This window comes from Falsiroseomonas tokyonensis (assembly GCF_019024325.1).
In the GTDB taxonomy this organism is placed as follows: domain Bacteria; phylum Pseudomonadota; class Alphaproteobacteria; order Acetobacterales; family Acetobacteraceae; genus Falsiroseomonas; species Falsiroseomonas tokyonensis.
Genome location: NZ_JAFNJS010000003.1, coordinates 229,231 through 242,252 on the forward strand (window position 1 = coordinate 229,231; position 13,022 = coordinate 242,252).

A 13,022-nucleotide genomic window follows, 5' to 3' on the forward strand; every position below is an offset into this window, starting at 1 on the left:
AAACCGCTCAGCGCGGCTGCGTCACCCGGCGCAGCACGCGCGAAAGCTCCTCCGCGGCATAGGGCTTCTGCAGCAGCTCGAAGCCGTGGCGGCCCTCGGCGGCGAGGATATGGCTGTAGCCGGAGGTCAGCACCACCGGCAGGCCGGGATAGCGTCGGCGGATTTCCTCGCCCAGCTCGATCCCGCTGACGCCCGGCATCACCACATCGGTGAAGACCGCATCGAAGCGGTCCCGCGCCAGCAGCGTCAGCGCCTGTTCCGCATTCGCCGCCCAGCATGTCTCGTAACCGAGATCCTGCAGCAGCTGGGAGGAGAAGGCGCCGACCTCGGCATTGTCCTCCACCACCAGCACGCGGCAGCCGCGGCCATCCGCGATCGGCCCGCCGGCCTCGCTGGCCAGGGCCACCTGCGCCTTTTCCTGCGCCCGGGGCAGGTAGAGGGTGAAGGTGGTGCCGCGGCCCGGCTCGCTTTCCACCGCCACGTCGCCGCCCGACTGCTTGGCAAAGCCATAGACCTGCGAAAGGCCCAGGCCCGTGCCATGGCCGACCGGCTTGGTGGTGTAGAAGGGCTCGAAGATCTTGGTCAGGCTTTCGGGCGCGATGCCGACGCCGGTATCGGTTATGGAAATCGCGACGAAGGACCCGCCGGTGCCGAGATGCCCGCGGATCGAGGGCATGGCCGAGAGCGGCCGCAGCCGCAGCACCAGCGTGCCCTCCCCATCCATGGCATCGCGGGCATTCACCACCATGTTCACCAGTGCGGTTTCGAACTGGCTGGCATCGGCTTCGACGGAGCAGGTCTCGGGCGAGAGGTCCATCAGGATGTGCACCCGCGCCCCCACCACCGTGCGCATCATCTCCGCGATGGTGCGGATGTGTTCCGCCGGGTCGAACACCTCCGGCTTCAGCGCCTGGCGGCGGGCGAAGGCCAGCAGCTGGCCGGTCAGCCGCGCGGCGCGGTCCACGGTTTCCGCGATGGCGGCGACGTATCGGCTGCGGCGTTCCTCGGACAGGTTCGGCCGGCGCAGGAGATCGACGGAGGATCGGATGATGGTCAGCAGGTTGTTGAAGTCATGCGCCACGCCGCCGGTCAGCTGGCCCACCACCTCCAGCTTCTGCGCCTGGCGCAGCTGCGCTTCCGCCTGCTGCAGGGCTTCCCGCTGCGCTTTTTCCGCGGTGACGTCGCGGCCATAGGCATAGACCAGCTCCGCCTCCCAGGAGGTGTTCCAGGAGATCCAGCGTGGCTGGCCGTCGCGGTGCCGGTAGCGATTCTCGAAGCCGGTCAGGTCCTGCCGCCCGACGGCCTGATGCAGCGCCAGCGCGGTAGGCTCGGCGTCCTCCGGCCAGAGGAAATCGCGGTAGTGGCGCCCCACCACCTCCTCCGGCGCCAGGCCCAGGATGGGCAGCCAGGCGGGGTTGGCGGCGCGGAAGATGCCGTCGGCGCCGATCACCGCCAGCAGGTCGCGTGAATTGCGCCAGGCGCGGTCGCGTTCCGCGGTGCGCTCGGCGACCTGCGCCTCCAGCGTCGCATTCAGGTCGCGCAGCGCGGCCTCGGCCCGCTTGGTGTCCGAAATGTCCTGCACCAGGGAATAGAGGCCGATCACCTGGCCGGTGGCATCGCGGCGCGGCACGTATTCCACCTGGATGGTGCGGTGCCGGCCCTCGGCATAGGGCATGAACTGCTCGAAGGAGACGCGCTGCCCGGCCAAGGCCTGTTCCAGCCAGACCTGCACCCGCGCGTAGGCGGCCTCGCCCACCACATCCCGCACCAGGCGGCCCTGGATCTCGGCCCGGCTGGTGGGAAACCAGCTCTCGTAAATCTTGTTCACGAAGACGTAGCGCGGGCCTTCCTCGGTCCGCTCCAGATAGGCCACGAGAACCGGCAGAGCATCGATCAGCGGGCGCAGCTCTTCGCTGATATCGACGATGCTGGGGGCGGGCAGCGCAGACTGGAACGGCATGCCCCCGCCGTTCCATGCCGCCGCCCGCCTGTCAAACCAAATGCGCTGCAGCGGCCTTGCGGATATCCGGGGCGCATTGCGCCGCCCATCGCCTGCTGCGCGGGCTACGGCCCGGAGGCACGCAGGTGAACACAGTTATGCCAAGGCCTGGCGGGCGGCATCGCGCCAGAGAAAGTGGTGCGGGCGGTCGGAATCGAACCGACACTCCTCTCGGAACCGGATTTTGAGTCCGGCGCGTCTACCAGTTCCACCACGCCCGCTCGGCGATCAGGATAGCGGATTTGCGGCTCAGGGGGAACTGGCGGGAGGCAGGCCGGGCGCCTCGGTCGGGGCGGTTGCGAATTCGGCGGGGCTGGTGATCTCCAGCAGCTCCAGATCCTCGGAATGCGCCACCTCCACATGGCGCACCATGGGCGGCTGCAGCACGCTGTCGCCGGGGCGGAAGGTGACCTCGCCGATATCCTCGTAGGTGAAGGTCACCCAGCCGCGCAGGACATAGACCAGCTGGAAGCCCAGCGCGTGGGTATGCCATTGCGGTGCCGCGCCGCTGCCGGGCACTGCGCGGATGACATGGGCACCGAAGGCCCCGCCGGTCGCCTCCCGCACACCGAGGTCGCGATAGGCGAAGAAGCTGCGCAGACCCTGGTCGAAGACCGCGCCTTCGGCCCGGCTGATGGTGGTGCGTATCCGTGCCGTCATGACGTTCTCCCCGGTTTTCGGAACCGAGGCTAGCATGTGGCGCTGGGGCGTCATCGTCCGGGCAGGAGACTCACGATCGCGTGAGGGCGTGGCAACAGGGACGCCTGCATCGTGTTAGGTTCCGGCATGCACGCTTTACCCACCGCGCCCGAACACGCGGCGCTCTTCCTCGACTTCGACGGAACCCTTGTGGACATCGCCGAGCGGCCGGATGCCGTGATGGTCCCCGACGAGCTGCCGCGGATGCTGGAGCGTCTGGCCCGGCAGCTGGATGGCGCCCTGGCCATCGTCTCCGGTCGGCCGCTGGCGGAGCTCGACCACTTCCTGCCCGTGGCCATCGCCAAGGCCGGCAGCCATGGCGCGGAGCTGCGCCCGGTGCCGGAGGGCGGGACGGAGATGCCCGCCCTGCCATCCCCGCCGGCGGCCTGGCGCGCCCGCGCCGACCTGCTGCTGAGCGACTTCCCCGCGGCCTTCATCGAAGACAAGGCGCATGGCTTCGTGCTGCATTTCCGACAGGCGCCGGAGGCCGAGGAAGCCGGTCGCAGGCTGCTCGAATCCCTGGTGGCGGAAGCGCCCGATGCCTTCGCGCTGCTGCCCGCCCGCATGGCCTGGGAAGTGACGCCGCGCGGCGCCAACAAGGGCACGGCGGTGGCCAGCCTGATGGCGCGGTCACCCTTCGCCGGGCGCGTTCCCATCTTCGTGGGCGACGATGTGACGGATGAGGCCGGCATGGCCGTCGCCCGCGCGGCGGGCGGGCTCGGGCTGCGGCTGCAGGATGTCTTCGGTACGCCGGATGTCTTCCGCGGCTGGCTCGCCTCGCTGGAAACGCGCCAGGCGCGCGGGGCGGCGGCATGAGCCGCCTTGTCATCGTCGCCAATCGCGTGCCGGATCCGAAGGAAGCCGGCCCGACCGCCGGCGGCTTGGCGGTGGCGCTGAAGGATGCCCTGGCGAACCGCGATTCCATGTATTTCGGCTGGTCCGGCAAGACCGCGCCGCAGACCGGGACCGAGGCTGCGCTGCATCGCCATGGCACGACCACCTATGCCACGATCGACCTGGGGCACGACGACTACAAGCACTTCTACCAGGGCTTCTCCAATGCCGCGCTGTGGCCGGTGCTGCACTACCGGCTCGGCATCGCGCGCTTCGACCGGCGCGACTTCGCCGGCTACCAGCGCACCAACGCCGCCTTCGCGGCCGCGCTGGCGCCGCTGCTGAAGCCGGACGACACCATCTGGATCCACGACTTCCACCTGTTCCTGATGGCGGCGGAACTGCGCGCGCTGGGCTGCAAGCAGCGCATCGGCTTCTTTCTGCACGTGCCCTTCCCGCCACGCTCCGTCTTCAACGGCCTGCCGCATGCGGAGAAGCTGCTGGAGGCGATGGAGGCGATCGATGCCATCGGCATGCAGACCGAGGATGATTCCGAGAATCTGCGCGCCGCGCTGATCGCCGTCGGCAAAGGCGATGTGGCGCTGCGCGTCGGCGCCTTCGCCATCGGCATCGACGCCAGCGGCTTCGCCAAGCTCGCGGCGCAGCGCGCGGAGGCGAAGGAGGTGAAGCGGCTGCGCGATTCGCTGGCCGGCCGTTCGCTGGCCATCGGCATCGACCGGCTGGACTATACCAAGGGCCTGCCGCAGCGCATCGCCGGCTTCGGCGCCATGCTGGAACGCTTCCCGCGGCATCGCGGCAAGATCACCTTCCTGCAGGTGGCGCCGGTAAGCCGCGGCGATGTCGCCATGTACCGCGCGCTGCGGCGCGAACTGGATGAGGGCGTGGGCCGCATCAATGGCCAGATGGCGGAGCCCGACTGGGCGCCGATCCGCTACATCACCCGCGCCGTGCCGCGACCGACGCTGGCGGGCTTCATGCGCATGGCGCGCATCGGCCTGGTCACGCCGCTGCGCGATGGCATGAACCTGGTCGCCAAGGAATATGTGGCGGCGCAGGATCCGGCGGATCCCGGCGTGCTGGTGCTGTCGCGCTTCGCCGGCGCGGCGGTGGAGCTGGATGGCGCGCTGATCGTCAATCCGCTCGACCCCGACGATATCGCGGAGGCGCTGGATGCGGCGATGGACATGCCGGCGGATGAGCGGCTGGACCGCTGGAACCGCAACTGGGCCAAGGTGAAGGCTGTCACCGCCAGCGTCTGGTGCCGCCGCTTCCTCTCGGCGCTGGAAGGCACCAAGGACGTGGCCGATGCCGGCCAGGCCGAGGCCCAGCCGGCACGGCGCCGCAAGCCGCGCGCCAAGCGCGCGGCCTAGAGCACGATCCGTCCGGATGGACGGATCTCGTGTTCTAGAAGCCATTGTTTCTAAAGCACGAAATCCGATAACACCGCTTCAGTGTTATCGGATAGTGCTCTGGGCCCTTCGCCTCAGAAGACGAAGCGCGTGCCGACCAGAAGGCTGCGGCCCGGCGTGACGAAGCCGTTCGCCGGCTCCCACCGGCTATTGCCCAGGTTGCGGCCCTCGACATAGGTCGTGATGGCCGGCGTCACGCGATAGGACGCCGTCAGATTCAGCACCGTGCCGGACTTGTTGTAGTTCACGCCGGAGATGAAGCGTCCCGCATTGTCATAGGATGCCGTGTCCGGTGAGGGGCCGGTGAACAGCACTTCCGGGCTGATCACGATGCGATCCGTCGGCGCGATGCGCGCGCCGGCCGAGACCACGTTGCGCGGGCGGCGCGCCAGCGGCGCATCCGTCACCTCGTCCCGCGCCTCGGTGATGGTCCAGCCCAGCCGCGCATCCAGCCAGCGGAAAGGCCGTGCCGTCAGCGCCAGCTCCACGCCCTGGCTGCTCGCCTTCTCGATATTCTCCAACGAGGAGAAGCTGCGGTTGAAGTTGATCAGGTTGTTGGTGCGCGTGTTGAAGTAGGTGGCGCTGGCCGTCGCGCCATCGCTGCGGCCGAACAGCGGCAGGTCGGTCTCGGCGCCGATTTCCCAGGCGAAGCTGTCCTCCGCCTCCAGGTTCGGATTGCCGCGGAAGAAGCTGCCGATGCGGCCGAAGCGCTGATACAGCGAGGGCGCCTTGAAGGCGGTGCCGGCCGAGGCATGCAGGCGGGAGGCAACCTCCGGCAGCGCCAGCACGGTGCCGAGCCGCCAGGAAGTGAAGCCGTCATAGTCATCCGCCGAATCGCGCCGCAGCCCGGCCGAGAGGTCGAGGCGCGGGCCAAGCCGCGCCTGCAGGCCGGCATGCAGCGCCGTGCTATTGGCCGAGGCATCGGTGGTGGTGCGGAAGCCGGGGGAGCCGGAATTGGCTTCCACGCTCTCATGCTCATGCGTCACGCCGAAGGCGAGGCCGGCCATGGAGAAGGGGCCGAGATCGCCGAGCCGGATCCTGTTGCCCCAGTCCAGCGTCTGCCGCTGGCCGCGATACAGATCGTCCGTGGAGGCGCTGCTGCGCGAATCCGGCAGGTTCAGGTAGCGGCGCCGATCCTCCGTCACCGCGGCGCGCAGGCCGGTGGTCCAGATGCCGTCGAAGAGGCCGGTTTCGGCGCGCAGCTGGCCGAACCAGCGGCGGTCATTGCCCTCGTAGTTCGGGTCGTCGTTCGGGACATTGTCCAGCTCCAGCCGGTTCTCCCGCCAGCGCAGCAGGCCCTCCACGCTGGTGCTGCCGCCTGCCCAGCCGAAGCGCGCGGTGCCGGCGCCGGCACGGAGCGATTCGGTCTCCTTCGTGTCGTTGTTCATGCGGCGCGGCGTGGCGTCGCTGCCCTGCGTGGTCAGGCCCTGGCCCACCACCAGGTAGTTCCAGCCCTGCAGGCTGCCCGCCGCGCCGAGCGCGCCGCGCGCCGTGCCCTGGCTGCCGCCGGCGAGATCGCCGAAGACCTGCAGCGGCACGCCGGCCGGCGCGCGCCGCGTCACCAGGTTGATGACGCCGCCGATGGCGCCGGAGCCATAGAGGGACGAACCCGGGCCGCGCACCACCTCGATCCGCTCGATATCGCCCAGCAACTCATTGCCGAAGTTGAAGGCGCCATTGGGCTCGGAGGGATCGTTCACCGGCACGCCATCCAGCAGCACCAGCACGTGGCGGGATGCGGTGCCGCGGACGAAGATGCTGGCCTGCTGGCCGAGGCCGCCCGCCTGCACCAGGTTCATGCCCGGCACGGTGGCCAGCGCCTCCGACAGGGTCTGGTAGCCGCGTTCCTCGATATCCTGGCGCGTCAGTACGGTGATGGCGGCGGGCACGCGCTCCGCCTCGGTGGGAATGCGGGTGGCGGTGACGATGGTCTCGGGGATGGCCTGCTGCGCCGTGGCGAAGGTGGGCAGCAGCAAGGGCAGGGCGAGCGCGAAAGGCGCGGCCCGGAAAGCATGATTCAGTCGCATCGGTTTCCTCCGTGCGAGCGGACGACAAGCCACGCCCCCCTTGCGGGATGCGCAGCGGCTGGCGTCGTCGCCGCAGGCGGAGACGAGCGGCAGCCTGCGGGGAATGCCCGCCGGTGGCCTGTCGTTCCGTTGCGCCGGTGCACCCCGCCCGGCACGCGCGTGACGTCTCTGCGCCGGCCGGTCTCCTGGCTCGCGGAGCACCGGGAGGAGGCCTCCCGGATCCTGTCCCCGCCTTCTCGGGCCCGAGCGGGCCCAATGGCATGAGGGGGTCAGGCACTCCGCCTACAGTTGCGGGGGCAGCCGCGGGCTCGGCCCGGCGGCGGATGCCGCAAGACCTTCACGCGTTCCCGTTTCAGCCCTTGCGGGCCACCGGCGCATACCGAAGTGTTACCATCGCCAGCCCGCGTCGCACAATCGGGATGCGGCCTCAGAAGATCCAGCCCAGTGCCTGCAGCCCCAGCCAGCCGATCACGCCGAGCACGACGGTGGCGAAGAGGCAGCCGGCGATGGTCAGCACCACGCCCCACATCGTCACCGTGCTGTCATGCTCGATCAGGCCCAGCGCCATGACGATATTGCCGAAGGCGGGCGGCCCGTTGGTCCCCGGGCCCGGCAGGATCAGCATCAGCGCCACATAGGCGGTCAGCCAGCCGATGATGCGTTCCCCGAAGGGGGAGGTGAAGAAGCCCGGCCGCGGCTTCACATAGCGCTCGATCCGCCCGAGGCCCTTGGAGGAGGCGGAGGCCAGCCGCAGCAGGTCGGCCCGCTTGATGGTCTGCCGCGCCAGGATGCCAGGCAGCTTCGGCACGCGCAGGCCCAGGCCCATCTGCACGCCAAGGATCAGCAGCGGCGTGCCGAAGACGCTGGCCATGCCAGGTAGCAGGCCCGGCAGCAGCAGCAGCAGCAGCAGCAGGCCGAAGGCGCGGTCGCCGAACGCTTCCGCCATCTCGCCCAGGCTGATGCGCTCCCCCGGGAAGGCGGCCGCCACCTCCGCCACGATGCGCGAGATCGGCGCGGAGTCCTCGGACGTCGTTGGGGCCGCAACTGGCGACGGGTCCGGGATCACGCGCGCACCGCGCCGCGCATCAGAACAGGCCGACCAGCCAGGCGAAGCCCGCCGCCAGCATCCAGCCGACGCTGCCGATGATGGACAGGCCGATGATGCTGGCGATGATGCCGAAGGCGGCGCCGCCCAGGATGGTGCGCGAATCCTCCTCCATCAGCCCCATCGCCATGATCAGGCAGGCGAGCGAGGGTGGGCCGTTGGTGAAGGGCAGCGGCACCACCACGATGCAGCAGAGCCAGACGCCATAGGCGCCGATCAGCCTTTCCCCGGCGCGGCTGGTGATCCAGGAGGGGCGCGGCTTCACATAGCGTTCGACGCGCCGCAGCCAGGGCAGCGCCTTTTCCGTGATCAGCCGCAGATCCGCGCGGCGCATGGACCGGCGCGTCAGCAGCTTCGGCAACTTGGGCGTGGGCAGGCCATAGGCCAGCTGCGCGCAGATGATCATCAGCGGAAAGCCGAAGATCGGGCTCAGGCCGGGGATGTAGATGGGAAGCAGGTTGGGCAGGGCGAAGAGCACGATCAGCACGCCATAGCCGCGCGCGCCCAGCGCCTCCATCAACTCCCCCAGCGTCAGGCGCTCCGTCGGCCAGTCCTGCGCGATGCGGGTGACAAGTTCCGAGACCGGAACCGGATGGTCCGGCGGCGCCACCGGCCCATCCGGCCCATGCGCGATATCGTGCAGAGCGTCGATGGCGCGCCCTCTCCCCCCCCTGGCCGGCAGCTTTGGCCGGCAAGCCATTCCCTGGCGGCAGCGGTAGCATGGCGCGGGGGCGGTTCACAGGGGGGTTGTCACGGCGCCGTGAGGATGCGGCGCCTCGCCATGCAGGGCCGGTTCGTGCCTGGCCACCAGGCAGGGGCTGGACGGTCATGCGGCCGCAGGGCGGCCCGGCATCTGCGCCAGGCGCCCTGCAGGGCAGGAACCCCGCAATGCCCGCGCCTCGTCCCGCTTCGTCACGTCCATCCAGCCAGCCTCCCAACCCGTGCGGGTCGGATGCGAGACTAGGCCCGCCGGCTGCGCGGCGCCAGCCGGCGGGTGGCGCCGGCCAAGCCGGTCACTGCGGTTCGAAATTCGCGATCCGCAGCAGCTCCGCATTGCGGGCGACATCGGCGGTGATGAAGGCCTCGGCCTGGGCCACCGTCTCCGCCACCGGCTCGAAGCCGAGACCGGTCAGGCGCGCCACCACCTCCGGCTCCCGCAGCCCGCTGACGAGGGCGGCGTTGATGCGGTCCGCAATCTCCCGCGGCATGGCGCGGGGGCCCCAGACGCCGTACCAGGAATAGAATTCGAAGCCGGCGAGCCCGCCCTCCACCGCCGTCGGCAGTTCTGGGGCCAGCTGGGTGCGGGTGGCGGTGGCGATCGCCAGGCCGCGCAGCTGGCCGCCACGCACCATGGGCAGGGTGGCGAGCACGGGGTCGAACATCAGCTGCGCATTGCCGGCCGCTACATCGGTCAGCGCCGGCGCGCTGCCGCGATAGCCGACGATCTCGATATTTGCGCCGGTGACGCGGTTGAACTCGATGCTGGCGAGATGCCCGGCGGAGCCCAGGCTGCTGGTGGCGAAGGTCCAGCGCGCGGGGTCCCGCTTTGCCGCCTCCACCACCTGCGCGATGGTGGTCTGCGGCAGGCGGGGGTTGGAGACCAGTACCAGCGGCCCGCGGGCGGTGCGCGCCAGCGGCAGGAAATCCGCCACCGGGTCGTAGGGAGCGGCCTTCATCACGTGGCGGGCCATCGGGTGGATGGAGGCCGAGCCGAGCAGGGTATAGCCATCGGCGGGCGCCTGCAGCACGGCCTGGCTGCCGATGGCGCCATTGGCGCCGGCGCGGTTTTCCACCACCACCGTCACGCCCAGCTTTTCCTGCAGCTTCTGGGCCGAAAGCCGGGCCATGGCATCGGTGGCGGCGCCGGGGGTATAGGGCACGATCACGCGGATCGGCCTCGCCGGCCAGGCCTGGGCCAGCACCGGGGGGGCTGCCAGGGGGGCGGCCAGCAGGCCGCCGCCTGCCGCCAGAATGCCACGCCTGCCGATCATGCTGCACATCCCTGTCATGTTGCGCCGCCGCATGCTGGCACCGGTCGTGGCGCGAAGCAAACAAGGCGTGGATCAGGATTCTTGCACCGATGGATAGCGTGGATATCGCCCTCTGCCTGGCCATGGATGTCTCCGCCAGCGTTGACTTCGAGGAGTTCCGGCTGATGGCGGGCGGCACCGCGGCGGCGCTGCGCGACCCGGCGGTGCTGGCGGCCGCCACCGCGGGGCCGCGCGGCGCGGCGGCGCTGGCGCTGCTGCTCTGGTCCGGGCCGGGGCAGCAGGACCTGGCGGTGGGCTGGACGCGGCTCGCCGATGCGGAAGGGGCCGCGGCGCTGGCGGAGGCCATCGAGAACACGCCGCGCCTGCCAGCAGCCGGCGCCACCGCGCTGGGGGAGGGGATGGCGGCCGGCCTGGCCGTGCTGGCACGCGCGCCGGGCGACCCCACGCGGCTGGTGCTCGATGTCTCCGGCGATGGCCGCCACAATGCCGGCCGCGCCCCGGGCCCGGTGCGGGACCTGGCGGTGGCGGCGGGTCTTACGGTGAATGGCCTCGCCATCCTGAACGAGGAGCCGGACCTGATGGAGCACTACGTGGCCGAGGTGATCGGCGGCCCCGGATCCTTCGCCATGCCCTGCGCCGACTACGTGGATTTCGCGGAGGCCATCCTGCGCAAGCTGCGGCGGGAATTGCTGGGCGGCATGTTGGTCGTTTAGGCGGGGGTGGTATAGCCGGAGGATAACGCCCCAGACGGTGAAGACCCCATGCTGCTGCTGATCCCCGGCCCCGTGCAGACCCGCCCCGAAGTCCGCGCCTGCATGGCGGAGGACATCGCCCCCTGGGACGAGGATTTTCGCGCCGAATACGCGGCAATGCGGCCGGCCATCGTGCGCATCGCGGGCGGGGTGGAGGGGGTGCATACCGCGATGCCGCTGCCCGGCTGCGGCCATATGATCATCGAGGCCGCGATCCGCACCTTCGTCCCGGCGGGCCAGAAGCTGCTGGTGGTGCGCAATGGCGGCTATGCGGAGCGCCTGGCGCGGCTGGCGGAGACAGCGGGCCGGGTGGTGGTGGCGCTGGACGGGCCGGACAATGTGCCGATGTCGCCGCAGCGCCTGGCCCAGGCCTTGGCGGAGAATCCCGATTGCGGCCATGTGGCCCTGGTGGTGAGCGAGACCGGCACCGGCATCATCAACGACCCGCAGATCCTGGGGCCGGTGATCGCGGCGGCCGGGCGGCGGATGATCTGCGACGCCGTTTCCGCCTTCGGCGCGCTGCCCTTCCGCATCGCGGACCATCCGGAGTGCGACGTGGTTGTCTTCACCTCGAACAAGTGCCTGGAGGGGCTGCCGGGCTTCGGCTTCGCGGTGGCACCGATCGCGCGGCTGGAGGCCTGCCGCGGCCAGGCGGGGTCCTGGGTGATGGACCTTGCCGATGTCTACGACCACGCCCTGAAGAACGGCTGGGGCAGCTTCCGCTTCACCCCGGCGGTGCAGGCGCTGCGGGCCTTCGGCAAGGCGATGGAGATCTATGAGGCCGAGGGCGGGCAGCCGGCCCGCTTCGCGCGCTACAGCCGCAACCGGGACGTGATGTATGCGGGCCTCAAGGCGCTGGGCTTCACGCCCTATGTGGCGCCCGAGCACCAGGGGCCGATCATCGTCAATGTCTACCAGCCGGTGGACCCGGCCTGGAGCCTTGAGACCTTCCAGCGGAAGATGAAGGCGCGCGGCGTCATCCTCTCCGACTTCTCCTCGACCAGGCAGCCTTCCATGCGCTTCGGCTGCATCGGTGCGATCGGGGAGGAGGACATCCGCTTCGCCCTGAAGCAGGCCGAGGCGGTGCTGGAGGAGATGGGCGTCGGCCAGAGGGCCGCGGCCTGACGTCCCAGAGGGCCGCGGCCTGACGTCCCAGAGGGCCGCGGCCTGACGCCCCAGAGGGCCGCGGCCTGAGGGCCGCTACTCGATCCGGATGCCGCTCTCGCGGATGATCGGCGTCCACTTCGTCCGCTCCTCCGCGATCGCCGCGGTCAGCTGCTCCGGCGTCGTCCAGCGCGGCTCCAGCCCGTTGCGGTTCAGCACCTCGGTCGTCTCCGCATCCGCCAGCGCCACGCGCATCGCGGCGTTGAGGCGGGCGATGGCGGGCTCCGGCGTGCCGCGCGGCGCCATCACCGCATACCAGGACGGCACGTCGAAGCCGGGCACGCCGGATTCGGCGACCGTCGGAATCTCCGCCATCAGGCGCGAGCGTTCGAGATGCGGGATGGCGAGCGCGCGCAGCTTGCCCGCGCGCACCTGTTCCAGCACCGAGGCGGCGGTGGCGAAGGAGAAGTCGACGCGCCCCGCCAGCAGGTCGTTCACCACCAGCCCGCCGCCGCGATAATGCACCGCCGTGGTCTCGGTCCCCGCGATGCGGTCGAAGAGCAGCCCGGCGAGGTGCGGCCCGCCGGCGATGCCGCTGGTGCCGTAGGACAGCGTGCCGGGCGCGGCCTTCGCCGCGGCCACCAGGTCCGCCACGCTCCGCCAGGGCCGATCCACCGGCACCACCAGGATGTTGAACAGGTCGACCGCGACGGAGACGGGCACCAGGTCGCGCGCAGGGTCCACCGGCAGGCGGATCACCATCGGGCTGACCACCAGCGCGCCGAGGGTGGCCAGCAGCAGCGTATGGCCATCGGCCGGGCTGCGCGCCACAACCTCCGTCGCGATGTTGCTGCCGGCGCCGGGACGATTCTCCACGATCACGGGCTGGCCCAGCGCCTCGCCCATCTTGGGCGCGATGGCGCGGGCGGAGATGTCGGTGGCGCCGCCCGGCGTGAAGCCGACGATTAGCCGCAGCGGGCGGTTCGGAAACCCCTCCTGCGCCAAGGCGGGGGCGGCGAGTGGCAGGGCGGCGGCGCCCAGCAGGGCACGGCGGCCGACGGTGGGAATTGTCATGACGTTT

At 70.6% G+C, this 13,022-nt stretch carries 11 protein-coding genes, 1 tRNA gene and 1 riboswitch; of the genes, 4 read left to right on the plus strand and 8 right to left on the minus strand.

The annotated features are described in order from the left end of the window. Positions 1–7: 7 nt before the first annotated feature. The 3 genes from J3S20_RS11630 to J3S20_RS11640 form a co-directional block, all read right to left on the minus strand. Positions 8–1,960 carry a hybrid sensor histidine kinase/response regulator gene (locus J3S20_RS11630; protein ID WP_216836644.1) on the minus strand — a complete coding sequence of 651 codons (1,953 nt, stop codon included), beginning with the start codon at positions 1,958–1,960 and terminating at the stop codon, positions 8–10. 175 nt (positions 1,961–2,135) lie between these two features. Further along, a tRNA-Leu gene (locus tag J3S20_RS11635) sits at positions 2,136–2,220 on the minus strand. Between the two features lie 28 nt (positions 2,221–2,248). Beyond that, positions 2,249–2,659 (minus strand): cupin domain-containing protein, encoded by a 411-nt coding sequence (locus tag J3S20_RS11640; protein WP_216836645.1) that lies wholly within the window; start codon positions 2,657–2,659, stop codon positions 2,249–2,251. Positions 2,660–2,785: 126 nt separating this feature from the next. On the opposite strand from J3S20_RS11640, the gene otsB reads away from it, so the two are divergent. Then, complete coding sequence (otsB, locus tag J3S20_RS11645) at positions 2,786–3,514, plus strand: trehalose-phosphatase (RefSeq protein ID WP_216836646.1); 729 nt, start codon at positions 2,786–2,788, stop codon at positions 3,512–3,514. Continuing rightward, positions 3,511–4,923 (plus strand): alpha,alpha-trehalose-phosphate synthase (UDP-forming), encoded by a 1,413-nt coding sequence (locus J3S20_RS11650; protein WP_216836647.1) that lies wholly within the window; start codon positions 3,511–3,513, stop codon positions 4,921–4,923. Before otsB ends, J3S20_RS11650 begins: the two co-directional genes overlap by 4 nt. Positions 4,924–5,036: 113 nt before the next feature. Here J3S20_RS11650 and J3S20_RS11655 read toward each other — a convergent pair whose 3' ends face one another. The 4 genes from J3S20_RS11655 to J3S20_RS11670 form a co-directional block, all read right to left on the minus strand. Continuing rightward, positions 5,037–6,989: a TonB-dependent receptor plug domain-containing protein gene (locus J3S20_RS11655; protein WP_216836648.1), complete on the minus strand. Its 1,953-nt coding sequence runs from the start codon at positions 6,987–6,989 to the stop codon at positions 5,037–5,039. Positions 6,990–7,147: 158 nt separating this feature from the next. After that, positions 7,148–7,378, minus strand: a riboswitch (cobalamin riboswitch). 38 nt (positions 7,379–7,416) lie between these two features. Next, positions 7,417–8,055, minus strand: a complete 639-nt coding sequence (locus J3S20_RS11660; protein ID WP_343215208.1) for an exopolysaccharide biosynthesis protein — start codon at positions 8,053–8,055, stop codon at positions 7,417–7,419. Positions 8,056–8,074: 19 nt separating this feature from the next. Next, positions 8,075–8,704 carry an exopolysaccharide biosynthesis protein gene (locus J3S20_RS11665; RefSeq protein WP_216836649.1) on the minus strand — a complete coding sequence of 210 codons (630 nt, stop codon included), beginning with the start codon at positions 8,702–8,704 and terminating at the stop codon, positions 8,075–8,077. 403 nt (positions 8,705–9,107) lie between these two features. After that, complete coding sequence (locus J3S20_RS11670; RefSeq protein ID WP_246602712.1) at positions 9,108–10,085, minus strand: Bug family tripartite tricarboxylate transporter substrate binding protein; 978 nt, start codon at positions 10,083–10,085, stop codon at positions 9,108–9,110. Between the two features lie 89 nt (positions 10,086–10,174). Here J3S20_RS11670 and J3S20_RS11675 point away from each other — a divergent pair, with 89 nt between their 5' ends. Both J3S20_RS11675 and J3S20_RS11680 read left to right on the plus strand, forming a co-directional pair. Further along, positions 10,175–10,798 carry a DUF1194 domain-containing protein gene (locus tag J3S20_RS11675; protein ID WP_216836651.1) on the plus strand — a complete coding sequence of 208 codons (624 nt, stop codon included), beginning with the start codon at positions 10,175–10,177 and terminating at the stop codon, positions 10,796–10,798. Positions 10,799–10,846: 48 nt separating this feature from the next. Beyond that, a complete protein-coding gene (locus J3S20_RS11680; RefSeq protein WP_216836652.1) occupies positions 10,847–11,962 on the plus strand; it encodes a 2-aminoethylphosphonate--pyruvate transaminase in 1,116 nt (371 codons plus the stop codon). A 75-nt stretch (positions 11,963–12,037) separates the two neighbouring features. Here the strand turns inward: J3S20_RS11680 and J3S20_RS11685 are convergent, their stop codons facing one another. Further along, a complete protein-coding gene (locus J3S20_RS11685) occupies positions 12,038–13,015 on the minus strand; it encodes a Bug family tripartite tricarboxylate transporter substrate binding protein (protein WP_216836653.1) in 978 nt (325 codons plus the stop codon). Positions 13,016–13,022: the final 7 nt, after the last annotated feature.